Below are 23,344 nucleotides of genomic sequence, written 5' to 3'. Positions count from 1 at the left end.
GCTCACGCGGCGCGGGCGGGCGGGGCCCGCCGCCCCTCCCACCGGCCCGCCGCCGCCTCCGACCGTCCCGCCGCCGCCTCCTGCCGAACCATTGACGAGTGCACGTCACATCCCTATGGTCTGAATGGTCTGGTCCATTGGTGACCGCGACGGCGTTCCCGCTCGTGGGAGCGTGCGGACACGCACGGCCCGGCTGCCTCTCCCCCACATCCGGCCTCCCGGAAGGTCCCCCATGCGCAGACGTACTTTCCTCACCGCGACGACGGCCGCGGTCCTCGCGGCCCCGGCTCTGAGCGCCGTCCCCGCCTCGGCCGCCGATCCCTCGAAGGCCCCGGGCGGGAACTTCGACCTGTCGGTGTGGCAGCTCCAGGAGCCGGTGGGCTCCCCGGGCTCGCCGCAGACCATCTCGTCCTCGCGGCTCCAGGGGGCGAACGGCTACCAGGACGACTTCTTCTACACCGACACCCGCGACGGGGCGATGACGTTCTGGGCTCCGGAGAAGGGCGTGACGACGCCGAACTCCAACTACGCCCGGTCCGAGCTGCGGGAGATGAACCGCAACGGGAGCGCGGCCGACTGGTCGCTCCAGGGCAGCCACCGGCTCGCGGCGACCCTGCGCGTGGTGTCCGTGACGAAGAACGTGTGTGTCGGCCAGATCCACCTCGGCTCGGGCGGCTCCTCCACGAAGCCGCTGGTCGAGCTGTACTACCGGTCGAACGGCGACATCGTGGTGGGCACGGAGAACTCCCCGGCCGGCGGGCAGACCACCCACACCGTGGGGCAGGTGCCGGTCGGCAAGACATGGACGTACGCCATCGCCGTGTCGGGCGGGAACACCCTCGACATCACGGTGAACGGGAGCACCACCCACTACGCCATCCCGTCCTCGTTCAACCCGTACCGGCAGTACTTCAAGGCGGGGTCGTACAACCAGTCCTCGTCCGACAGCACGACCAAGGGCGCGCGCGTGGCCTTCTACGGCCTCACCGTCTCGCACAGCTGAACCGCGCGCGGACCCGTCCGCCGGTGAGCCCGCCCGCCCGCGGGCCCGCCCGCCGGCCCCCCGCCCCCCCGGGCGGCGCCCCCGGGGGGGGGGGGCGGGCCCGCCCGGGGGCGGGGGGGGGCGGGGGCGCCCGGCGCCCCCGCGCCCCCCCCCCCGGGGGCCCCCCCCCGCCGGCCCCCCCCCCCGGGGCGGCCGGGGGGGGGGGGCCGGGGGGGCCCCGCGGGGGGCCGGGGGCGTCCAGGGGCGACTCCGCTCCCCCGCCCCTGGCCCGGTCCTCGTCCTCGTGGCCGGGGGCCGGGTGGTCGACCACGCCCGCGGTCCGGCGGCCGCGACCTCGCAGCGGCTCGCGGGCCACCTCCGCGACGCCCTCGGGACGGGCGGATACCGTCCCAGGCCGGCCGCTGCCGGTATCCAGGGACCGGGGCCCGAGCCGTCTCTCCGTCGGCACGTGCGGCAGACGCCCGGGGCCGGCGGCTCGCGGCTCAGGTCTCCCGTGCCCCCTCCAGCAGGTCCGCGATGCGGGCGGTGGCGGCCAGGACCAGGGGGATCGCGCGGTCCGCGAGGTCCTGACGGTGGGTGATGACGTTGACGGCGGCGGGCTGCTCGCCTGCCGGGACGCGGACGGGCGCGGCGACGCCGATCGTGCCGGGCACGACCTCCTCGTGGGTCGTGACGTGCCCGCGTACGCGCGCCTCGGCGACGCGCCCCGGCTCGCCGGGGAGGGGCGGCCCCGCCGACAGCAGCGCGAGGCCCGCCGCGCCCCGCTCCAGCGGGTCGCGGTTGCCGACTCCGTACGAGAAGCGGGGGCCGGGGCCGGGCGGTTCGACCACGGCGACCGCGAGGGCGTGTTCCCCGTCGGGCACCACGAGGCAGGCGGTGGCGCCGAGTTCGACGGCCAGTTCGCGCAGCACCGGCTGGGCGACGTCGAGGAGGGGGGGCCTGGCCTCCTGCGCGAGCGTGAAGAAGGCGACGCCCACGCGGTAGCGGCCACCTGGGACGCGTGAGGCGAAGCGGGTGCGAGTGAGCGTGGTGAGCAGCCGGTAGGCGATCGAGCGGTGCACCCCGAGCCGGGCGGCGACCTGCGAGGCCGTCAGCCCCTCGCGCGACTCGGCCAGCATCCGCAGCACCCCGAGGCCGCGCTCCAGAGTCTGGGAGCCGTCGGCCCTGCGCGGCGCGGCGCCCTGAGGTGGCGTCCCGGGCGTCTCGGCCTCCCCGAAGGGCTCGGGCGCCTCGCGAGCCCCGGACCCCCCGGGCGCCTGGGGAACCCTGGACGCCTCGGACGCCGAGGACCCCTCGGGCGCCCGCGCACCGCGCGGGCCGGAACGCGGCATGGGCCGTCCACCTGTCTTCCCGCGGACCGCGCCGCGTCCTCTTGACTTTCGGCGCCGGGCGTCGCCAGAGTGTTGCAACTTTCATAACAGGCTGTCTCGTTATTCGCAACACACGGGCCGACGCCCGAGCCGTCCCGGTCCCGCGCCCCCACCCGGCCACCAGAAAGGAGTCCGGCCCCATGGCTCACTACCGCAGCCTCGGCAGCGTCCCGCCCAAGCGCCACACGCAGCACCGCGCCCCGGACGGTTCCCTGTACTACGAGGAGCTGATGGGTGAGGAGGGGTTCTCCTCCGACTCCTCGCTGCTGTACCACCGTTCGATCCCCTCGGCGGTCACCGACTCGACGGTGTGGGAGCTGCCGGACACGGCGACCGTCCCCAACCACCCCCTCCTGCCGCGCCACCTGAGGTTGCACGACCTGTTCCCCGGTGAGACGTGGCGCGCGGCCGACGTGGTCACGGGCCGCCGTCTCCTGCTCGGCAACGGCGACGTGCGCATCTCCTACGTGGTCGCCGGCTCGCCCTCCCCGCTGTACCGCGACGGGCTCGGGGACGAGTGCGCGTACGTCGAGTCGGGACAGGCCGTCGTGGAGACCGTGTTCGGCGCGCTGCCCGTCCGGGCCGGCGACTACGTGGTCCTGCCGCGCTCGACGACACACCGCTGGGTGCCGCGCGGCGAGGAGCCCCTGCGCGTGTACTGCGTCGAGGGCAACAGCCACATCGCGCCGCCGCGCCGCTACCTGTCCCGCTACGGGCAGTTGCTCGAACACGCCCCGTACTGCGAGCGGGACCTGCACGGCCCGGCCGAACCGCTCAGCGCCTCGGGCACGGACGTCGAGGTGCTGGTCAAGCACCGGGGGGCGGGCGGGCAGATCGTCGGCACCCGGTTCCTCCAGGCCCAGCACCCCTTCGACGTGGTGGGCTGGGACGGCTGCCTGTACCCGTACACCTTCAACATCGCGGACTTCGAGCCGATCACCGGCCGGGTGCACCAGCCGCCGCCCGTGCATCAGGTGTTCGAGGGCGAGAACTTCGTCATCTGCAACTTCGTTCCGCGCAAGGTGGATTACCACCCGCTGTCCATCCCCGTGCCGTACTACCACTCGAACGTGGACAGCGACGAGGTGATGTTCTACTGCGGCGGGAACTACGAGGCGCGCAGGGGCTCGGGCATCGGCCAGGGCTCGGTCTCGCTGCATCCGGGCGGGCACAGCCACGGCCCCCAGCCCGGGGCGTACGAGCGGTCCGTCGGCGTCGACTTCTTCGACGAACTCGCCGTCATGGTCGACACGTTCCGCCCGCTGGAGCTCGGCGAGGGGGCGCGGGCGTGCGACGACGGAGCGTACGCGTGGACCTGGGCCGGGCGGGGGCCGCGCGCGTGACGACGGACAGCGCGCCGGGCGAGCGGGTCCGGCTGCTGGTGCGGGAACTGGTGGACGACGCGGGGTTGTTCCCGCCGACCACGCTGCCGATGGCCGAGGCCGTGGAGCGGTACCGCGCGGACGCGCAGGCGGGCCTCCCGATGCTCTCGCACCGCTTCCTGTGCCCGGCGAGCCGGGTGGCGGAACTGCTCGGCCTGCTGCGCTCCGGGGACCGCTTCGCGCTCGGGCTGATCGCGGACCGGGGCGCGGAGGGGCTCGCGCGGGACGTGTCGGCCCTCGCCGCCGATCCCCGGGTCCGCCTCGCCCACCTCGAACTCCCGCTCGCCGCCTTCCTGTCGGAGCGGGACGGCGGTGACACGCAGGCGGCGCTCGGCCGGGCGCTCACCGCGCTGGCCGAGGTCCCCTCCGGCGTACCGGCGTACGTGGAGCCGGCGGTGCGCGCGGCCTCACGGCCCCTGCTCACGGCGCTGACCGCGCGCGCCGAGCCCGGCACGCGGCCGCTCGGCGCGAAACTGCGGTGCGGGGGTGTGCGCGCCGGACTGTTCCCCACGCCCGGCGAGGTCGCGGACTTCGTCCTGGACTGCGTGGCCTCGGGCGTGCCGTTCAAGGCGACGGCCGGTCTGCACGAGGCTGTGCGGCACACCGACCCGGCGACCGGGTTCACCCACCACGGCTTCCTCAACCTGCTGCTCGCGACCGCCGAGGCGGTGTCCGGAGGCGGCCGGGAGAGCGTGCTGGCCGTCCTGCGGACCGAGGACGGCGGGGCGCTCGCCGCGCGCGCCCGCGCGCTGAGCACGCGGGAGGCGCGGGCCACCCGCGCGGTCCTCGTCTCGTACGGCTCGTGCAGCACCGCGCGACCCGTGCTCCAGGCCGAGGCCGTGCTCCGGCCCGGCCCGGCGTCACCCGACACGACCGGTACCGGGGGCGGACCCCCCGGTACCGGGCTCAAGGAGGAGAACGTATGACCACGCGCACCTGGGTCGCCGTGCCCGAGGGCTCCCCGTTCCCCGTGCAGAACCTGCCGTACGGGGTGTTCACGCCGCGGGGCGGGACGGCGAGGGTGGGCGTCGCGATCGGCGCGCAGGTCCTCGACCTCGCGGCGGCCCTCGGCGACGACACCTTCGCGCGGGGCTCGCTCAACGCCTTCCTCGGTCAGGGCCGGGAGCGCTGGCGTTCGGTGCGGGCGGCGGTCACCGCGCTGCTCACCGACGAGGCGCACCGCGAGCGCGTCGGCCCGGCGCTGCACCCGCTCGCCGAGGTCGTGCTCGGCATGCCCTTCGAGGTGGCGGACTACGTGGACTTCTACTCCTCGGAGCACCACGCCGTGAACGTCGGTCAGTTGTTCCGTCCCGGCTCGGACCCGCTGACCCCGCAGTGGAAGCACCTGCCGATCGGCTACCACGGGCGGGCCGGGACGGTCGTCCCCTCGGGCACGCCCGTCGTCCGGCCCAACGGGCAGCGCAGGCCGGCCGGGGCGGACGGCCTGCCGGGGTTCGGGCCCTCGGCGCGGCTTGACATCGAGGCGGAGGTCGGTTTCGTCGTCGGCACCGGTTCGGCGCTCGGCACCCCGGTGCGCCCGGACGACTTCGAGGACCACGTGTTCGGGGTGTGCCTGGTCAACGACTGGTCGGCGCGCGACATCCAGGCGTGGGAGTACGTACCGCTCGGCCCCTTCCTCGCCAAGTCCTTCGCGACCTCGGTGTCCCCGTGGATCGTCCCCTTGCAGGCGCTTGCGGAGGCGCGGGTACCGGCCCCCGAGCGCACGCACGAACTGCGCCCGTATCTGCGGGAGTCCCGGGACTGGGGCCTGGACCTGCGGCTGGAGGTCCGGCTCAACGGCCAGGTCGTCTCCCGGCCGCCCTTCGCCTCGATGTACTGGACGGCGGCCCAGCAGATGGCGCACATGACGGTCAACGGGGCCTCGTTGCGCACGGGGGACTTCTACGCCTCGGGCACGGTGAGCGGCCCGCGGCCGCGGGAGCGGGGGTCGCTCATGGAGCTGACGTGGGGCGGCCAGGACCCGCTGAAGCTCCCGGACGGCACGGTCCGCACCTTCCTGGAGGACGGCGACGAGGTCACCATCACGGCGAAGGCGCCGGGCGCGGAGGGCAGTGTGATCGGCTTCGGCGAGGTCACGGGCCGGATCGCGCCGGCGGTGCCGGTGGACTGACCGGCCGGCCGCCCGGCGCGCCGACGGGACGGGCGTGGGTGCGCACGAGGAGGCGGCGCGGTGCCCGGTGGGCGAGGCCGACGGGCCGGGGCCGGAAACCGGGGGCGACGTTCAGTCCGGGGAGGTGGGCCAGCAGGGGCGGCAGCCCGTGCCTGGCCTGGAGCAGACCGAGGCCGTCGGCGTCCGTGCCGGACGCGGGTGCGGGCCGGACGGGTGCGGCGTCGGGGCGGAACAGGTCGAAGCGGTCCGGGTCGGCGAAGCGGCGCGGATCGCGGCCGGCCGCGCCCAGCAGGCACAGTACGGTCGCCCCGGCCGGTATCTCGCCGCCCGGCAGCCGTACGGGGAGCGCGCCGGTCACGGTCAGCGGCAGGAGCGGGCTGGGTGGATCGCGGCGCCGCGACTCGGCCCACGCGGCGGGCAGCAGCCCCGGGTCCTCGCGTACGGCGAGGAGCTGCGCGGGGTGGTCGAGGAGCGCCGCGAGCAGCGAGGCGAGGCCGCGCGCGGTGTCCGCTCCGGCCGCGCGCAGCAGGGCGCCGAGCAGCACCGCCGGTTCGCGGTCCGCGAGGGGGCCGGCGCCGGTGAGCCGGGACAGCGGGGCCAAACCGGCGTGGCGCGCGGTCCTGCGCAGGTGCGGGCCGAGGTACTCGGCGAGCCCGTCGTGCCCGCGCGTCCCGCCACGGCACCAGCGCTGGAGGCGGGCGGTCTCGGCGGGCGGCAGCCCGAGCGCGCTCACGAGGGTCACGGCGGGCAGCCAGTCGCAGAACTCGGTGACGAGATCGGCCTCGGCGCGGCGCTCAAGCCGCCGGACGAGGACGTAGGCGGCGCGCGCGACGGCCTCGCCGAGACCGGAGAGGTCCCCGGCGCAGCGCAGGTTCCCGGCGGCCGCGCCGTGGCCCCGCGCCACGAGCCGGGGTTCGGCGAGCGCGGCGGCCACGTCCGCGTACCGCCCGGCCAGCCAGACGCCCCGGCCGGGCAGCGGCACGGGGCCGGGTGCGGTGCGCAGCAGCCGGTAGTACGGCAGCGGGTCACGGGCCAGGGCGAGGGCGAGCGGCACGGCACGCCGGACGCGGGCCGGTGCTGCCGCCCGGTTGTACGGGGCTGCCGCGCGGGGGCCTGTGCGCTCGCGGCCCCGGGGCCGGCACTCCTCGGGAAGGCACAGCATCGCGGCCTCCCTCCTCGCCCGCCGTCCGGGGTCCCAGTCGATCACCGGGGCCGGCGGCCCGCGCGGTGGCCGCGGCCGGACGGGTGAGCGCGCCGGACGGGTGAGCACCGGGGGCGGGGCGCTCGGGGCGGGGCGCTTGGGGCGGGTCGTCACTCTCCACCCCTCCCCGACTGTACCTACTAGTATGTACAGTTCCCTCGACGCATCACCGTTCTCACCGTTCTCACCGTTCTCACCGGGAGGTTCCGTGCCGCTTGTTCGCATCGATGCTCTGAGCTGTGACGTCCAGCGCCTGGAGGCGCTTGGACGAGCCGTCCACGAGGCGCTGGGCGAGACGATGGGGTTTCCGGATGACGACCGGTTCCAGATCCTGACCGGGCACGACGGGGAGCGCGGAACGCTGCGTCACGGCGACTATCTCGGCGTGCGGCGGGACGACGGCATCGTGTACGTGGCGATCACTTTGCGGGGCGGGCGGCCGGCCACGCAGAAGCGGGCGCTGTACCGGCGCATAGCCGAACTCGCCCTGGAGTACGCGGGTACGGAACCCCGCAACATGTTCGTCGTACTGACGGAGAACACCGACGCGGACTGGTCGCTGGGCAACGGGGAGGCACAGTACCTAGCCGGGAGCGACGATCGGGACGGCACTCGCCCGGCCACCGGCCGCCCGACGGGATGAGTGCTCGTCGCGGGTTGGGGCGGGACGGCTTACGGCCGGGGGCGAGAGGCGCGGTCGCGCACCCGCGCCCGACGGGGCTGCGGGGGGACCTCCACACCGGCGAGCACGGGATGTCGCCGCAGCGGCGGTCCGCCCTCGGCTGCACGGCGCCCCGGCGCTCCCGTCAGGTCGCCGCCAGCCGGTACGTCATGCGTCCGAAGGACACGTGGTCGCCGTCCCGGACGACGGCGGCTCCCACGACGCGGCGGCCGTTGACCGTCGTGCCGTTGGTCGAGCCGAGGTCCCGCAGGACCCAGACGCCGGACTGTTGGGTGAGTTCGGCGTGGACGCGGGACACCGTGTCGTGGCTCAGCCGCAGCCCGTTGGCGGGATCGCGGCCGATGCGCAGGGGGACACCCGGCAGCGCGGAGGGCAGCAGCAGCTTCGGCAGCCGCTCCGCCCACCACGCGCGCCGCAGCCCCTCGGCGAATCCGGAGACCGCGCCGACCGCGCCGAAGACGGCCCGCGAGACCCGCCCCGGGCTGTCCAGGTCGGCGGTGAGGGCGGCCAGTTCCTCCGCGTGCCGGGCGGCCAGCGCCAGGTCGAGGCGGCGCAGGAAGGTCTCCTGCGAGAGCCGGCCCTCGGCCACGCCCCGCTGGAGCACCGCGAGGGCCCGCTCACGGTCCGCCTCCGCGACCCGGGGGCGCGGCAGCGGGAGGGCGGGAAACTCGTAGGACGACGTCACACGGCCGATTGTCGGTCAGGCCCCGGCGTCCGCGCAAAGGAAACCGGTCGGGAACGGGCGGCTGTTGCGTTCTTGTGGCGAAGAGTGCGACGGCCCGCGGGCGGGGCAGGCCGGGCCCGACGCCGGACGGTGAGCCGGTGAGGGAGGGCGCGGCTGCCCCGGCGGGTTGCGCGGGGGGCGCCGCCCTGGATTGGCGCGCCGCTTGGGGGGACATCAGTACGGTGACCGGCAGCGCCCTTCGCCGGGACGGCCGGACGTCGCAGGCGCCCGTCCGGCTCGGCCGCCCGGTCCGTGGGTCGCGAGGGGCGACACGCACAGCCCGGCCGGGCTCGGTGAATCACCACCGAAAAGCGTGTCGCTGACGCACCATGGACAAGCGCTGTCACCGTCAGCGGCCGACCAGGAACCGAGGGGATGCGTCCGTGCAGTTCGCAGTGTGGGCACCAGACGCGGAGCAGGTCACGCTCCAGGTGGAGGACGAGTCGCGGCCGATGGCCCGCGATCCGGAGCGGCCGGGCTGGTGGGCGGCGCGGGCGGAGGCGCGGGACGGCACGCGCTACGGCTTCGCCGTCGACGGCGGCCCCGTCTTGCCCGATCCGCGCTCGCGGCGCCAGCCGGACGGGCCGGACGGGCTGAGCGCCGTCGTCGACCACGACCGCCACGCGTGGCCGGACGACTGGGCGGGGCGCGGACTGCCGGGGGCCGTGCTGTACGAGCTGCACGTGGGCACGTACACCCCCGAGGGCACCCTCGACGCGGCGGCGGCTCGCCTGGACCACCTCGCCGGCCTCGGCGTCACCCACGTCGAGCTGATGCCGGTGTGCCCGTTCCCGGGGCGCTGGGGCTGGGGATACGAGGGGGTGTCGCTGTGGGCCGTGCACGAACCGTACGGCGGGCCCGAGGCGTTGAAGCGGTTCGTGGAAGCGGCGCACGCACGCGGGCTCGGGGTGGTCCTGGACGTCGTGCACAACCACTTCGGTCCCTCGGGCAACTACCTCCCCGCCTTCGGCCCGTACCTGACGGACACGCACCACACGCCGTGGGGGGCGGCCGTGAACCTGGACGCCCCGGGCTCCGACGAGGTGCGCGCCTATCTGCTGGGCAGCGCGCTGGCCTGGCTGCGGGACTACCGGATCGACGGGCTGCGGCTGGACGCGGTGCACGCGCTGTGCGACGAGCGGGCGCTGACCTTCCTGGAGGAGCTCTCTGCGGCCGTCGACTCGCTCGCGGCGCAGACCGGCCGCCCCCTGTTCCTCGTCGCCGAGTCCGACCTCAACGACCCGCGCGTGGTGACCCCGCGAGCGGAGCACGGCCTCGGGGTGGACGCGCAGTGGAACGACGACTTCCACCACTCGCTGCACACGGCGCTCACCGGTGAGGCCCAGGGCTACTACGCGGACTTCGCGCGCGCCCCGCTGGCCGCGCTCGCGAGGACGCTCACCGGGGCGTACTTCCACGACGGTACGTACTCCTCCTTCCGGGGCCGCCACCACGGGCGCCCGGTGGACCGTACGCACACCTCGGCGCACCGTTTCCTCGGCTATGCGCAGACCCACGACCAGATCGGCAACCGCGCGCAGGGCGACCGTCTTTCGGCGACCCTGCCGCCGGGCCTGCTGGCCTGCGCGGCGGCCGTCGTCCTGACCGCGCCGTTCACCCCGATGCTGTTCATGGGCGAGGAGTGGGGCGCCGGGACGCCGTGGCAGTTCTTCACCGACCACACCGATCCCGGGCTGGCCGAGGCCGTACGGCAGGGCCGGCGGCGGGAGTTCGCGGCGCACGGCTGGGCCGCCGAGGACATCCCGGACCCGCAGGACCACGCGACGCGCGAGCGCTCCTGCCTGGACTGGTCGGAACCGGACCGCGAACCGCACGCCCGGCTCCTGGACTGGTACCGGACACTGATCGCCCTGCGTCAGTCCCGCCCCGATCTCCTCGCACCCGATCTGGCGGCGGTCAAGGTCGTGTTCGACGAGGAGCGACGCCTGCTCTCGGTGCGGCGCGGGGACGTGCGCCTCGCGGTGAACCTCGGCGAGGAGCCCGCCGAGATCCCGGTCGGTCCGGGCCCGGTGCGGGTGCTCGCCGCCTGGGAGAAGGTCCCGCAGCCGGACGGCGAGGGGACGGTGACGGTGCCGGGGCAGTCCTGCGCGGTACTGGTCGAGGAGGCGTGAACCGGGCCCGCCCGGCGCTCCGCTGAGCTACGGGGCCGGCCGGTGGAACGGCCGGCCCCGCACGCCCCGTGTGGTCAGCGCATGGCGCCGGACATATGGGCGGCCCACTCCCAGGGTGCGGCGGTCCCGCCCGGTTCGGAGTTGAAGTACTCCCAGCCGGCCACTCCCCCGAAGTCCGGGTACGTGGCGGACAGGGCGGAGACGGTGGACTCCAGGGTGTCGACCGGCACGTACCCGCTCCCGCAGTTGGCCGGGTTGGTGAGCGTTCCGGCGACCACCTTGGAGGCCGGGACCTTTCCGTGGCCGATGATGCCGTCGTATCCGCCCGTGTCGTTCAGCGAGCCCCAGCCGCAGTAGAACTGCACGTTGAACCAGCTGATGGAGTCGCCGCGTTCCTCGTAGAGCCGGTCGTAGCCGAACCCGGAGAGGTTCCCGCCACCGTTGAGCGCGGTGGCCACCGGGGCGAGGGTGACGGTGAACCCGGTACCGAAGTCGGCGCGCAGCCGGTCGATGAGCCGCTCGACGCCGCCGAGCGACATGGACTCCTCGACGTCGAGGTCGACGCCGTCGAGATGGTGGTCCGTGATGACCTGCTTCAGCTTCGGGTAGTACGTGTCGAAGTCGGTGTCGAGCCGCTGGAAGCTCCCGGCCGCCGCGCCGCCGACCATGCCGAGAACGCGGACGCCGCTGTCCTGTACGGCCGCGAGGTCGTCCCACATCCCGTCGAACCTGCCGTCGTCGGGCGGGGTGTCGTTGAGGGTGACCCCGCCGTCGTCGTTCAGGTGGATCGCGCCGACGATCACGTCGGTGACTCCCGTACCGCGATCGGTGAGTTCGCGCGGGGAGACGTACGTGCCGCCCGAGAACTGCGTCTGGTAGTAGACGACGACACGGTGGTCGTCGGGCGCTGCGGCGGCCGCCGGCGAGGACCCCGGGGCCGCGCCGGCGGCCGGGGCGGTGGCGCCGAGGACCACGAGTACGGACAACGTTGTCAGCAGACGGCGGCGGCGGACAGGGCGAGCGGGACGAATACGCATGGCTGCGTTGCTCCTTGGCGTGCGGACCGGTGGGGCGGTCCCCGTGGGGGCTTGCCATGAAAGCGCGCGGCTCACCCGACCGCAAGAGGCCGTGCACGGGTGTGCCGGGGGCGCCGGTCCAGGGCGCCGCGCGGGGTACGGAGCCAACCGTGCGGCTCGGGGCCGCCGGCGCGGAGGAGGGGGCGGGGCGGAGGAGGGGGACGGACGGGGCGGTGGCCCGCGCGGCCGGCCGCCGGCGCACCCGGGTACCCTCTTCCGGCCGCACGGGCCGCGGAGTCCGCGTGCCCTCGTTCGCCGGTCCGGACAACGCCTATGCCACGACGGCCAGTTCGCGGGAGGTCCGGTTCAGGCGCCGCCCGCCGTCCTCCGTCACGGTCACGATGTCCTCGATACGGACGCCGAAGCGGCCGGGCAGGTAGATGCCGGGCTCGACCGAGAAGCACATGCCGGGCACCAGTTCCCGGCTCTCCCCCTCGATCATGTACGGCGGTTCGTGCGTCGTGACGCCGATGCCGTGGCCGGTGCGGTGGATGAAGTACTCGCCGTACCCGGCCGTCTCGATGACCTGGCGGGCGGCGCGGTCGACGTCCTGGCACGCCGCGCCGGGACGGACCGCCGCGCAGCCGGCGCGCTGGGCGGCGAGGACCACGGCGTGCACGTCCCTGACCTCCTGAGAGGGCTCACCGACATGGACGGTGCGGGTGGTGTCGGAGCCGTAGCCGTGCTTGAGGCCGCCGAAGTCGAGGACGACCGTGTCGCCCTCCTGGATGGTCCGCTCCCCCGCCTCGTGGTGCGGGTTCGCCCCGTTGGGGCCCGATCCGACGACGGTGAAGTCGACCTGCGAGTGGCCGTGCCCGACGAGGAGGGCCGCGAGGTCGCGGGCCACCTCGGTCTCCTTGCGCCCGGCGAACCGTACGCTCTTGATCTCCTCGTACGTCGCGTCGGCCGCCTCCCCCGCCGCCGCGAGCCGGTCCAGTTCGGCCGCGTCCTTCACGGCGCGCAGCATCGGCAGCGCCTCGGTCAGCGCGACGTACCGCGTTCCCGGCAGCGTCCTCTGCAGGCCCAGCAGGTGCAGCGCCCACGCGTTGTCGCTGACCCCGTAGCGCCCGCCCTGGGCGAGCAGCGGGACGGCGAGCCCGTACGGGTCGACCCCGTCGCGCCACGCCTCGAAGGTGAGGACCGCGGCGCCGGGCGCCTTCTCCGCGTCGGGCGCCTCCAGGGCAGGAACGATCAGCACGGGCTTCCGGCCGGCCGCGAGCACCAAGAGGGTGGCCCGTTCCGTGGCCGCCGGCGGACGGTAGCCGGTGAGCCAGTCCATGTCGGGTCCGGGCGTGACGATCAGCCCGCCCAGTCCCGCGTCCCGCGCGTCCCCGGCCGCCCGCTCCATGCGGGACCGGTAGTCGTCCGAGGTGAAGGGGGTGGGTGTCGCCGCCATGGTCGGTCGCCTCCGCAGTGCGTTGTGTCGCGTGCGCGGCGGACCTGTGTGCGCGCGTCCGCCCGGTGCCCCGCCATCTTGCCGCGCGAGGGGGCCCGGCGCGAGAGGGAACCGCCGCGGACGGGCCCCCTCCCGCCGCGACGTGACGGGCGCACTCAGGAGCGGGACCGGTTCAGCCCCGTACCTTGTCGACGAACTCGCCGAGGCGGGAGAGGGTGCGGGCTATCTGCTCGTCGAGCGTCAGCGACTCCCGCGGACGGCCGCCGACCGCCTTCGACACCTTGATACGGCGCACGTACAGCGGGCAGTCGAGATCCGCGCACAGGTACACGCCCACGGAGTCCCCCTTCCGCCCGTCCGGCCCGGCCTTGCGGGCCGCCATCAGGGCCACGCCGCTACCGGGGTGGGTGGTCAGGCAGACCGAGCACATGCCCCGGTGCGCCGCGCCGTGGCGGGCGGTGGTGGCCCGCAGCGCGACACCCACGGGGCGGGCGCCCTCGGACCCGCCGGGCACGACGAGGTACCCGCGATCGGGGGCGGCCGGATCGCGCCAGCCGAGGAAGTCCAGGTCGCCCCAGCGCAGCTCCCCGAGACTCCGGGGCACGTGCAGCCGCGCGGCCTCGCCCTTGGTGCAGTTCACGAAGGACGTACGGATGCCGGATTCGGTCAGGGGTTCCATACCGTCGACGCTAACCGCTCCTATGGTGACAAGGCAAATACCTTCATCGTTTAGGTTCGGGGCGCGCAGCCGCGCGGGCCTCGTACCGGCAGGTGAGCGCGGCTCGCCCGGCCCGGCGGCCGGGCGAGCCGCGCTCAGCCGCCGGATTGCTGGCAGTGGGGGCAGAAGAAGGTGGTCCGGCCGCCGACCCGGGTCCGGCTCAGCGGGGTGCCGCAGCGCGGACAGCGCGGATCGGGCTCGGCGCGGTGGCCGGTCAGCCAGGAGTTCTCCGGGGGGACGTGACCGGCGTGGACCGAGGCTCTCAGGACGCTCCGCATGTCCCGGTAGAGGCGGTGGCGCCGTTCCTGGGTGAGGGCCGCCGCCGGCTCCTGGGGGCGGACCCGGGAGCGCCACAGGATCTCGTCGGCGAGCAGGTTGCCCAGTCCGGCCAGGACGCCCTGATCCGTGAGGACGGCCTTGACGGCCCCGCGCCGGTCCCCGAGCAGCGCGTCGAAGGCCTCGCGGGTCACCTCGGTGGCGTCCGGCCCCTGGGAGTCGAGGAGCCGGGCGACGCCGGAACGGTCCGCCAGCCACAGGCCCTTCAGCTTGCGCTGGTCCCGGTAGCGGAGCCGGCGTCCGCCCGCGAGAACGAACTCGACACGGTCGTGCGGGTGCGGGGCCTCGTCCCGGCCGCCGCACACGAGCCGCCCCGTCATCCCGAAGTGGAACAGCACGGTCGGACCGCCGGTGTGCGCGAGCAGCCATTTCCCGCGCCGTCCTGGCTCGGTGAAGCGGCGCCCTTCGAGCGCGTCGCCCAGGTGCCGTGCGTCGACGTCGTGCAGGACGCCGGGGTCGTGGACCTCGACCCGGGCGATGGTGCGGCCCCGGGCGCAGTCCGCGAGGACCGCACGGAACGCCTCCACGTCGGGCAGCTCGGGCATGTCCGGATCACCTGCCTCCTCACCCCCGCCGGGCTTCCAGGCTCGCACGCCGGGCCGGGTACGTCCTCTCGGCGGCGTCCGGCCGCCCGGCACCCGCCGTGGGGCTGTCCCGGTGACCCCGGCCGCCCGGCGGCGTGGCGGCGCCGCCCCCTGGGGCCCCCTTGCCAGTGTGGGAGCGGTCTCTGCCGACCGGACGCCACGGCCCACCGACGGCCCGAGGCGCCCGGTGACGCCGTGCCGGGAGCCGCACGGCGCGGGGGCACCGGGACATCCCCGCCGGAGACGGCTGGCGAGAACCGCCGGCCGGGCGCTTCGGCCGGCGACCTGGAAAACCGGGGACACAGAAAAGAGGAAACGGTGCAGATCGGCTACAAGCTGGCCTCCGAGTCGTTCGGGCCCAAGGAACTGATCCGGCAGGCGGTGCTCGCGGAGCAGGCCGGATTCGACTTCGTGGAGATGAGCGACCACTACCACCCGTGGCTCGACGTCCAGGGGCACTCGCCCTTCACCTGGACGGTGCTCGGGACGATCGCGGCGAAGACGGACCGTATCGGCCTGGCCACCGGGGTGACCTGTCCGACGGTCCGCTACCACCCGGCGATCATCGCCCAGGCCGCCGCGACCCTCGCGCTGGTCTCCGACGACCGTTTCACTCTCGGCGTGGGCGCGGGCGAACGCCTCAACGAGCACGTCACCGGCGAGGGCTTCCCCAACTCCGTGCCGGAGCGCCACGACCGGCTGCGGGAGGCCCTGGAGATCATCAGGCTGCTGTGGAGCGGCGGTTACCAGTCGTACCACGGCAGGTACCTGCGGCTGGACGACGCCAGGGTCTTCGACCTGCCGCGGCGCTCGCCGGTCATCGCGGTGGCCGCGAGCGGTCCCCTCTCGGCCCGTCTGGCCGCCGAACTCGGCGACGGCCTGTTCGCGACCGAGCCCAAGGGCGGGATGGTGGACACCTACCGCTCCGCGGGCGGCGACGGGCCGCGCTACGCCGAGGTCCCCATGGCGTGGGCGGCCGATGAGCACACCGCCGCGCGGGCGGCGCTGAAGACCTCGCGGTGGGCGGTCACCGGCTGGCAGGTGATGAGCGAACTGCCCAACCCGGCCAACTTCGAGGCCGCGACCGCCACCGTCCGCGAGGAGGACATCCTGTCCCAGTTCGCCTGCGGCAGTGATCCGGAGCGTTACGTCGAGGTCGCGCGGCCCTTCGTCGACGCCGGCTTCGACCATCTGGTGATGCAGAACGCGGGCCCCGACCCGGACGGGTTCATCGACTTCTACCGCCGGGAACTGGACCAGCGCATGCGCGGGCTCACGCCGTCGGCCTAGGGTGTGCTCGCACCTGCCCTCCCACGGAGGGGAGTTCGGCTCCCTGACCGCCGTCCGCCGGTCCGGGGTGGCGGTCAGCCGCTAGAGTCGAGCACCCGTACGAGGCGAGGGGACGCCCGGCGGGCTCATCGTGCGCGAGGGACCAGGAGCGTTCCGTGGGGCTGAGGTCGGGGCGACGTCCCGGGGTGGCGGACGCGCGGCGGGCGGCGGCGTGTTGCCGCGTCCGCCGTTCTCGTGGTGCCGGGCGTCCGGGGGCGGCCCGGTGAGCGGGGAGCGCGTCCCCTCCGCCGGGAGCGGTCACGGGCCGGTGCCGCTGCGGGTGAGCGTCGAGGAGCCCGGTCAGGGCGCCACCGGACGGCGGGTACGGCTCACCGCGCCGGGCGCCGCCGGGGTGGATCCTCCGCCCGCCGTGCTGGAGGAGGCCGGAACACTCCTCGGTCACCTCGTGGCACCTCCCGCCGTACCCCGGCGGGCCACCGCGGAGGCGGGCGCCCCCGTCTCCTTCTCCGTGGACCAATTCGCCGACGGGGGAATGCTGTTGTCCTGGGCGGCGCACGCGGGGCCGGTGCCGCGTCCGCTCGCCGTGTACCTGCCGCCGGGAGCGGGGCTGCCCGCCGGTCTGCCGCCCGTCGCCTTCCGGGACGCGGTCCGGCCGGTGCGCGGGGCGGCGGCGGAGGAGGGGCTGCGCGAAGCCCTGCTCGCGGCTCCGCCCGACGGGAGTCCCGACGCGGAGGCCCTGGCCGATTTCGCCGCCTCCCGCCGGCCCTGGCTCGCGGCCTTCCTCGCGCACGTGCGGTGGGTCCTCGTCGATCCCGGCGCACCCCGCCTGGTCGTCGTGGAACGCGACCCCGCACTCGTCGCCCGCTGGATCATGCTCGCGTGCGCCGTCCTGCCTCCGCGGCGGGCCCGGCGGCTCACGTTCACCACGTACAGCCCGTGTCCCGGGCGGGCGTCCCAGCGGATCGTGGGCACCGGGCCGCAGGAGGCGGGCGGCCCGGACCCGGTGGGAGAGGGCCGGTACGTGGTGCTGGACTGCACCTCGTCGCCCGTGCCCGCCCCGGGTACCGCGCACGCCGGCAGCACGGGCGCGGACGTGACGGGCGCGGACGTGACGGGCGCGGACGCGTGGGCCGAGGTCGCCGCGTTTCTGTGGCGCGTGGGACGGCCCGAGGTAGCGGCCGCCGCCCGTCCCGCTCTCGACGCGGACGCGCTCCGCCTCGCCGCCCTGGCGAGCGGGGTGCGCCTGCCCGCCCACCTGCGTGCGGCGACGGCGGAGCACCTCGCGGCAGACTCCCCCAAAGGGATCGAACTGGCTCCCGTGGCAGCCGTGTTGTGCGCCGAGCCGCCCGAGACCCGGGCGGAGGCCGTCGCCGTCGCCCGCTGGTACGCGCGGCTCGACGCGCGGGCACCGCTCGCCGTGACGGCCCCGGTGGCCGCCTCCGTGCTCACCGCGCTCGTGCGCGGACAGCTGTCCGGGACACCCGTACCGTCCGGCTCCGCGCTCACCGAGGAGCACCGGGAGAGGCTGCGCGCCCTGCTCGGCCCGGAGGTGCGCCTCGCGACGGCCGATCCGGCGACCGCCCCGCGCCGCTGTGTCGGACTCCTCCAGGTCGCGGCCGTCCTCGGAGTGGACTGCGGGCCCGCCCTCGGCGGCGTCGCCGACCGCCTCGCCGCCGCCCTCACCACCAATCCCGGTCCGGACGAGGACCCCGTCGCCGCCGCACTGCCCTCCCCCGAGGCGCTGGCCGAACTGCCGGAGCTGCGGGCCGCGTTGCTGCCCCGGCTCGACGCCTTCGCGTGCGCGGACCCGGCCGCGGCGAGCGCGCTGCTGCACCGGGTGCGCCTGCCCCTGGACTCCGCGCGACCGGCGCCGCACCTGCGGATGTGCGCCGAGGCCGAAACGGTCCGCGCGTCCGCGCCCGATCCGGTGACGGCCTGGGAGGCGCTGCTGGCCGGCAGCCGCCCCTCGTGGTCCGCGCGGCCCTCGCTGCTGCGCACCGCGCTACGTCTCATATGGCCCGGACAGCCGCCCACGGCCTCGGAGACGGTGCGCGTCCTGCACACCGCGGGCTCCGACGGCCACCGCGCGGCCGGCACCTGGCGGGTCGCGCTGGACGTGGCCCTGCACACCCCCGTCACGGAGCCCTACGACTTCGCGCTCGCCCCGCTCCTGCTCCGGTTCTTCCCGGACCGGATCCATGCCCGGGAGCGGTCGGCGCTGCTCCTGCTGGAGCTCGCCCACGACGTCCGGGCCGGGCGGGCGTCCGACTGGGCCGAGCACGCGGTCCGGCTGCGCCGGGCCGCCGAACCCCTCGAACCGGAGGTCCGCGTCCGCGCGTACCGCGCGCTCGCCGAAGCGCTGCTGCGCTCCCCCGGCACCCCGGAGGGCGAGCTGTACGGACTGGCCCACAGCGGTGACGGCGACCTCGTGACCGCATACGGCGAGACGGCCCGCACCGAGGAGTTCCGCGCCCTGCTGCGCGAGCGTCCCGGGCTGATCGCGGGCTGCTTCGTGGACTGGACGGCCCACACGGCGGCCGACCCGACGTGGCGGGAGGTGAGCACGGGCCTCCTCGACGACGTGCTGCGCCCCGTCGTGCGCGCCCTGCCCGCCCAGGCGCGGCGTGCGGCCGAGGAACACCTGGCCCAGGCGGGCAGGCACCGCGCCGACGCCTTCCGCGCGTGGGCCCGTCCGGGCGCGCTGGGGCGGCTGGGACGGCGGTTGAGCGCGGCGGCGCGGAACACGCCGCCGCGCGAGCAGTGAGCCCTGCCGTCGGCCGGCCCCGCCCGGCCCCGCCCGGCGGGCCCGCCGTCCGCACGGCGCCGCCCCTCAGCCCCGCAGTCGCGCCACCGCCGCCTGTTCGGCCGCCTCGGCCCCGGGGTCGGTCCACTCGGGGGTGAACGGGACCCAGCGCAGCCGCCGGCCGTCCGGGGACAGGACGTGGCCCGCGTGTTTGGGCTGCCACAGGGTCACGGCGCGGTCGTCGACGCGTAGTTCGGGGTGACGCCGGCCCAGGGAGACCTCGAAGGGCTGGATGTCGTCCATGGAACGCAGCCAGGCGGTGAGCATCAGGTTGTGCGGTCCGGAGAGGGTCGCGCACTGGCGGGTCTCGCGCAGTCCGGACAGGGCGGCGGTGACGCGTGCCGTGTCGGCGGCCGGGACGGCGCACCACAGGGTGGCGCTCACCGGCCAGCCCGACACCGAGTGCGCCAGCTCGCAGCGGAAGGTGATCGCGCCCGCCGCCGCCAGCCGCTCCAGACGTCTGCGGACCGTCGTGGGGCTGCTGCCGGTGCGGGCGGCCAGCGCCGCCGCGCTCTGCCTGCAGTCCGCGCCCAGGGCCAGGACCAGCGCGAGGTCCGGATCGCCGAGCACCGTCCTGGCCGGCTCCCGCGGCTCGTGCGGTACGGGGGCGAGGAGCGCACGGCGCTCGGCCGGCAACCGGTCCAGGCGCCATTGGCTGCCCTCCACGTGCAGGGTGGTGGCGAGCTGGGTCCTGAGCCGGACGACACCCGGGAGGCCGCCGAGCCGGAAGTCGAGGTAGCGGCTCAGTTCGGCCCGGTCGCGGAAGACCGCCGTCAGGACGAGGTCCCTGGCGCCGGTCGTGCGCTCGATGTTGAACAGGGGGCTGTCGTCGACGAGCCGCGCGCACAGCTCGTGGGCCCGCCCCGGCACACAGTCGACCTCGATGTAGGCGACGAGCAGGCGGGGCATGGCCCAGGGGCTGGGGTAGCAGCTCAGCCAGGCCAGTCCGGCGTCCGTGAGCCGGGCCCAGCGGCGGGCGGCCGTGGTCGCGTCCACTCCGACCGCCTGCCCGATCCGCCGCCAGTCGGCACGCGGGGCGTGCTGAAGGGCGGTGACGAGAACGTAGTCGAGTTCGTCCAGCACGCCGGTCCGCCCGTCCTCTCCCGTACGAGTCCCGTACGAGTCCCCTGAGCCGCCTACTACGGCCCTTACCAGCTCTGCGCGGCCCGTACGGCCCCCTACCGGCCCCGTGGGAGCCAGGCTCCTCCCGCGCCGGAGCGACGAGGTGTGTCCGCTCCCAGGTCCCGACCCCGGACCCGGCCCGGTTGATCCCTGCGTCCGCTCCCGGTCGTCCGGCGGATAACTGCGCGAGCGGGGGCGCGGGGGCGCGTGGGGCGCACCATACCGGCCATGACGAGCCCTTCCCAGAACCCCGAAACGCCCACCGGCCCCGCCACCCCCGCGGATGCCCCGGGCGAGCTCCAGCTCCTGCGCCGCGCCCTGCACCGCCGTCCCGAGCTCGGGCTGCACCTGCCGCACACCCAGCGGGCCGTCCTGTCCGCCCTGGAGGGGCTGCCGCTGGAGATCACGACGGGGAAGGCGCTCAGCTCGGTCACCGCCGTCCTGCGCGGTGGCCGCCCCGGCCCCGCCGTCCTGCTGCGCGCCGACATGGACGCGCTGCCGGTACGGGAGGACACCGGACTGCCGTACGCCTCCGAGGTCGACGGTCTCATGCACGCGTGCGGGCACGACCTGCACACGGCCGGGCTCGTGGGCGCCGCCCGGCTGCTTGCGGCGCGGCGCGAGGAGCTGGCGGGCGACGTGGTGTTCATGTTCCAGCCGGGCGAGGAGGGTCATGACGGCGCGCGGCTGATGATCGAGGAGGGCGTGCTGGACGCGGCGGGCGCGCGGGTCGTGGCCGCGTACGGGGTGCACGTGTTCTCGACGGTGCTCCCGTCGGGGACCTTCGCCACACGGGCCGGGACGCTGCTCGCCGCCTGCGACGCGGTCGACGTCACGGTGACGGGGCGCGGCGGACACGGCTCGATGCCGCACCTGACGCGGGACCCGGTGGTCGCCGCGTGCGAGATGGTGACCGCCGTCCAGACCAGGATCGCCCGGGAGATCGACGTGCAGGACCCGGCCGTCGTCACCGTCGGCGTCATCGCGGCGGGCACCGCCCGCAACGTCGTCCCGGACACCGCGCGCTTCGAGGCGACGGTGCGCACCTACTCGGAGGCGGCCCGCGCACAGGTGGAGACGCTGGTGCGGCGCACCGTGCACGGCATCGCCGCCGCCCACGACGTGAGCGCCCGGGTCGACTGGACGCCTCAGTACCCGGCGACCGTCAACCCGCCCGAGCAGGCGTCCTTCGCCCTGAAGACGGCCGGGGAGCTGTTCGGCCCGGGGAGGGTCTTCGAGGTGCCGCGTCCCGTGTCGGGCTCCGAGGACTTCTCCCTCGTGCTCCAGGAGGTGCCCGGTGCCTTCCTCGCGGTGGGCGCCACCGCTCCGGGCGCCGATCCCGCGACGGCGGCGGTCAACCACTCGGCGCAGGCGGTGTTCGACGACAGCGTCCTCGACGACCAGGCGGCCCTGCTCGCCGCCCTCGCCACCCGCGCCCTCGAAGAACGGGCCGCGTGACCCCGGCATGCGAGGGGCCCGGTCCCGTACGGACCGGGCCCGGCGCGGCGGGGCTCAGCTCGCCTTCGGCTCCAGCCGCAGGGAGATCGAGTTGATGCAGTACCGCTGGTCGGTCGGGGTCGCGTACCCCTCGCCCTCGAAGACGTGGCCGAGGTGCGAGCCGCAGCGGGCACAGCGGACCTCGGTGCGGACCATGCCGTGGGAGCGGTCCTGGATCAGCTCGACGGCGTCGGTGTCCTTCGGGTCGAAGAAGGACGGCCAGCCGCAGTGCGACTCGAACTTCGTGGCGGAGGTGAACAGCTCGGCCCCGCAGGCCCGGCAGGAGTACACGCCCTCGGTCCTGGTGTCGGTGTACTCACCGGTGAAGGCCGGTTCAGTGGCGGCCTGACGCAGTACCGCGAACTCCGCCGGGTTCAGCTCGGCGCGCCACTCCTCGTCCGGCTTGTCGATCTCGTACGCCATCGCGTGTTCCTCCTACTGCTCGCTGTGCGGGCCGGCTGCCGCGAGCCGGTCCAGGATCTGCGGGCCCAGTTCGGTGACGTCGCCCGCCCCCATGGTGAGAACGAGATCACCGGGCTTCGCCATTCCCGCGACGGCCTCCGCGACGGCGGCCTTGTCCGGTACGTGGGTGACGTCGGCGTGGGCGCGGCGGGCCGCGTCGATGATCAGGTCGCTGGTGATCCCGGGCAGCGGGTCCTCCCGGGCCGGGTAGATGTCGAGGACCAGGGAGGCGTCGGCGAGCGCGAGGGCCTGCCCCATCTCGGTGCCCAGCTCCTGGGTGCGGGAGAACAGGTGGGGCTGGAAGACGACGAGGATGCGGTGGCCCTCGGCGGCGCCGCGCATCGCCTCCAGGTCGGCGTTCATCTCGGTGGGGTGGTGCGCGTAGGAGTCGATGACCTGGACCCCGGCCGCCTCGCCCTTGAGCTGGAGACGGCGCTTGACGCCGGTGTACGCGGCGAGGGCGGGCGCCAGCTCGGCGGCGGGGACGCCGAGCGCGGCCCCCGCGGTGAGGGCGGCGACCGCGTTGAGCGCGTAGTGGCGGCCCGGTACCGAGACGCCGAAGCTCAGCTCGGTGCCGTCGGTCATGCGGGCGGTGACCTCGCTGCGCAGTCCGCGCGGGCGCACGGCCAGGACGCGTACGTCGGCGTCCTCGGCCTCCCCGTACGTCACGATCCGCAGGTCGCCGCCGCGCTCGCGCAGTCGGCGGGTCAGCTCGCGGGCGCCGGCCTGGTCGGCGGAGATCACGAGGGTGCCGCCGGGCACGACACGGCCGGCGAAGATCTCGAAGGACTCGTGGATCTCCTCGATGGAGGCGTAGTTCGCGTGGTGGTCGAGTTCCACGTTGAGGACGACGGCGACCTCGGGGGCGTACTTGTGGAAGCTGCGGTCGCTCTCGTCGGCCTCGGCCACGAAGATCTCGCCGCCGCCGTGGTGCGCGTTGGAGCCGGGCGCGTCGAGGTCGCCGCCGATCGCGTACGAGGGGTCCAGCCCCAGGGCTCCCAGGGACACGGCCAGCATCGAGGTGGTCGTCGTCTTTCCGTGGGTGCCGGCGACCGCGAGCGGGCGGGTGCCCGTCATGAGGGCGGCGAGGGCGTCGGAGCGGTGCACGACGGGCACGCCGAGTTCGGCGGCGCGGACCAGTTCGGGGTTGTCGGGGCGGATCGCCGAGGACACGACCACGCTCGACGTGTCCTCGTCGAGGTGGCCGGCTGCGTGCCCGATGTGGACGGTGGCGCCGAGCGCCCGCAGCGCCCCGGCGGTCGCCGACTCGCGGGCGTCGCTCCCGGCGACGGCCGCGCCGCGCTGGGCGAGGATCTTCGCGATGCCCGACATACCGGCGCCGCCGATGCCGATGAAGTGCGGTCGGTCCAGGGCGGGGGGAAGGCCGGCTGCCATCTGTCACGTCTCCACGGCTGAGGTGCGCCCGGGAGCGGTG

19 protein-coding genes are annotated in these 23,344 nt (G+C 75.3%); 9 read left to right on the top strand and 10 right to left on the bottom strand.

The genetic code is table 11. The features are described 5' to 3' along the window. Positions 1-232: 232 nt before the first annotated feature. Positions 233-1,003, top strand: coding sequence for a polysaccharide lyase family 7 protein (locus tag ACFYMP_RS12240; RefSeq protein WP_388854765.1), 771 nt, complete (start codon positions 233-235; stop codon positions 1,001-1,003). Positions 1,004-1,485: 482 nt separating this feature from the next. Here the strand turns inward: ACFYMP_RS12240 and ACFYMP_RS12235 are convergent, their stop codons facing one another. Beyond that, on the bottom strand, positions 1,486-2,334 hold the full coding sequence (locus ACFYMP_RS12235; protein WP_388854762.1) for an IclR family transcriptional regulator: 849 nt from the start codon (positions 2,332-2,334) through the stop codon (positions 1,486-1,488). A 179-nt stretch (positions 2,335-2,513) separates the two neighbouring features. Between ACFYMP_RS12235 and ACFYMP_RS12230 the strand changes: the two genes are divergently transcribed. Genes ACFYMP_RS12230 through fahA form a run of 3 tightly spaced genes read left to right on the top strand, consistent with a single transcriptional unit; the run spans position 2,514 to position 5,886 of the window. After that, positions 2,514-3,716 (top strand): homogentisate 1,2-dioxygenase, encoded by a 1,203-nt coding sequence (locus tag ACFYMP_RS12230; protein WP_388854759.1) that lies wholly within the window; start codon positions 2,514-2,516, stop codon positions 3,714-3,716. Next, positions 3,713-4,681 (top strand): hypothetical protein, encoded by a 969-nt coding sequence (locus ACFYMP_RS12225; protein ID WP_388854756.1) that lies wholly within the window; start codon positions 3,713-3,715, stop codon positions 4,679-4,681. The genes ACFYMP_RS12230 and ACFYMP_RS12225 overlap by 4 nt, the downstream gene beginning before the upstream one ends. Beyond that, a complete protein-coding gene (gene fahA, locus ACFYMP_RS12220) occupies positions 4,678-5,886 on the top strand; it encodes a fumarylacetoacetase (RefSeq protein ID WP_388854753.1) in 1,209 nt (402 codons plus the stop codon). Before ACFYMP_RS12225 ends, fahA begins: the two co-directional genes overlap by 4 nt. Here fahA and ACFYMP_RS12215 read toward each other — a convergent pair. After that, a complete protein-coding gene (locus ACFYMP_RS12215; protein ID WP_388854749.1) occupies positions 5,849-7,048 on the bottom strand; it encodes a cytochrome P450 in 1,200 nt (399 codons plus the stop codon). The two genes, fahA and ACFYMP_RS12215, sit on opposite strands and share 38 nt — an antisense overlap. 247 nt (positions 7,049-7,295) lie before the next feature. Between ACFYMP_RS12215 and ACFYMP_RS12210 the strand changes: the two genes are divergently transcribed. Further along, a complete protein-coding gene (locus tag ACFYMP_RS12210; protein ID WP_388854746.1) occupies positions 7,296-7,730 on the top strand; it encodes a tautomerase family protein in 435 nt (144 codons plus the stop codon). A gap of 163 nt (positions 7,731-7,893) precedes the next feature. On the opposite strand, the gene ACFYMP_RS12205 is transcribed toward ACFYMP_RS12210, so the two are convergent. Next, a complete protein-coding gene (locus ACFYMP_RS12205) occupies positions 7,894-8,454 on the bottom strand; it encodes a DUF1707 and FHA domain-containing protein (protein ID WP_388854743.1) in 561 nt (186 codons plus the stop codon). A gap of 422 nt (positions 8,455-8,876) precedes the next feature. Here ACFYMP_RS12205 and treZ point away from each other — a divergent pair, with 422 nt between their 5' ends. Continuing rightward, complete coding sequence (gene treZ / locus ACFYMP_RS12200) at positions 8,877-10,625, top strand: malto-oligosyltrehalose trehalohydrolase (RefSeq protein ID WP_388854740.1); 1,749 nt, start codon at positions 8,877-8,879, stop codon at positions 10,623-10,625. Between the two features lie 74 nt (positions 10,626-10,699). Here the strand turns inward: treZ and ACFYMP_RS12195 are convergent, their stop codons facing one another. From ACFYMP_RS12195 to ACFYMP_RS12180, 4 genes are all read right to left on the bottom strand, one after another. Beyond that, positions 10,700-11,662 (bottom strand): glycosyl hydrolase family 18 protein, encoded by a 963-nt coding sequence (locus ACFYMP_RS12195; RefSeq protein WP_388854737.1) that lies wholly within the window; start codon positions 11,660-11,662, stop codon positions 10,700-10,702. Between the two features lie 310 nt (positions 11,663-11,972). Continuing rightward, positions 11,973-13,097 (bottom strand): M24 family metallopeptidase, encoded by a 1,125-nt coding sequence (locus ACFYMP_RS12190; protein WP_388854734.1) that lies wholly within the window; start codon positions 13,095-13,097, stop codon positions 11,973-11,975. A gap of 172 nt (positions 13,098-13,269) precedes the next feature. Further along, complete coding sequence (locus ACFYMP_RS12185) at positions 13,270-13,776, bottom strand: FBP domain-containing protein (protein WP_388854731.1); 507 nt, start codon at positions 13,774-13,776, stop codon at positions 13,270-13,272. 134 nt (positions 13,777-13,910) lie between these two features. Continuing rightward, positions 13,911-14,696, bottom strand: a complete 786-nt coding sequence (locus ACFYMP_RS12180; protein WP_388854728.1) for an Fpg/Nei family DNA glycosylase — start codon at positions 14,694-14,696, stop codon at positions 13,911-13,913. A gap of 357 nt (positions 14,697-15,053) precedes the next feature. Here ACFYMP_RS12180 and ACFYMP_RS12175 point away from each other — a divergent pair, with 357 nt between their 5' ends. Next, positions 15,054-16,025: a TIGR03557 family F420-dependent LLM class oxidoreductase gene (locus tag ACFYMP_RS12175; protein WP_388854725.1), complete on the top strand. Its 972-nt coding sequence runs from the start codon at positions 15,054-15,056 to the stop codon at positions 16,023-16,025. A 262-nt stretch (positions 16,026-16,287) separates the two neighbouring features. Beyond that, positions 16,288-18,789 carry a GTPase-associated protein 1-related protein gene (locus tag ACFYMP_RS12170; RefSeq protein WP_388854722.1) on the top strand — a complete coding sequence of 834 codons (2,502 nt, stop codon included), beginning with the start codon at positions 16,288-16,290 and terminating at the stop codon, positions 18,787-18,789. Between the two features lie 66 nt (positions 18,790-18,855). On the opposite strand, the gene ACFYMP_RS12165 is transcribed toward ACFYMP_RS12170, so the two are convergent. Next, positions 18,856-19,911 carry an Lrp/AsnC family transcriptional regulator gene (locus ACFYMP_RS12165; RefSeq protein ID WP_388854719.1) on the bottom strand — a complete coding sequence of 352 codons (1,056 nt, stop codon included), beginning with the start codon at positions 19,909-19,911 and terminating at the stop codon, positions 18,856-18,858. 267 nt (positions 19,912-20,178) lie between these two features. On the opposite strand from ACFYMP_RS12165, the gene ACFYMP_RS12160 reads away from it, so the two are divergent. After that, the gene (locus ACFYMP_RS12160; RefSeq protein WP_388854716.1) at positions 20,179-21,408 is read left to right on the top strand and encodes a M20 family metallopeptidase; all 1,230 of its coding nucleotides are present in this window, start codon (positions 20,179-20,181) and stop codon (positions 21,406-21,408) included. A gap of 54 nt (positions 21,409-21,462) precedes the next feature. Here the strand turns inward: ACFYMP_RS12160 and msrB are convergent, their stop codons facing one another. Both msrB and murC read right to left on the bottom strand, forming a co-directional pair. Continuing rightward, positions 21,463-21,870 (bottom strand): peptide-methionine (R)-S-oxide reductase MsrB, encoded by a 408-nt coding sequence (msrB, locus tag ACFYMP_RS12155; protein WP_388854713.1) that lies wholly within the window; start codon positions 21,868-21,870, stop codon positions 21,463-21,465. 12 nt (positions 21,871-21,882) lie between these two features. Further along, positions 21,883-23,304, bottom strand: a complete 1,422-nt coding sequence (gene murC / locus ACFYMP_RS12150) for a UDP-N-acetylmuramate--L-alanine ligase (protein WP_388854710.1) — start codon at positions 23,302-23,304, stop codon at positions 21,883-21,885. Between the last annotated feature and the right edge of the window lie 40 nt (positions 23,305-23,344).

The organism is Streptomyces sp. NPDC007088, from assembly GCF_042869355.1.
Lineage (GTDB): Bacteria > Actinomycetota > Actinomycetes > Streptomycetales > Streptomycetaceae > Streptomyces.
Note: the sequence above shows the minus strand (reverse complement) of the source record. Positions and strands in the feature narration are given on the sequence as shown.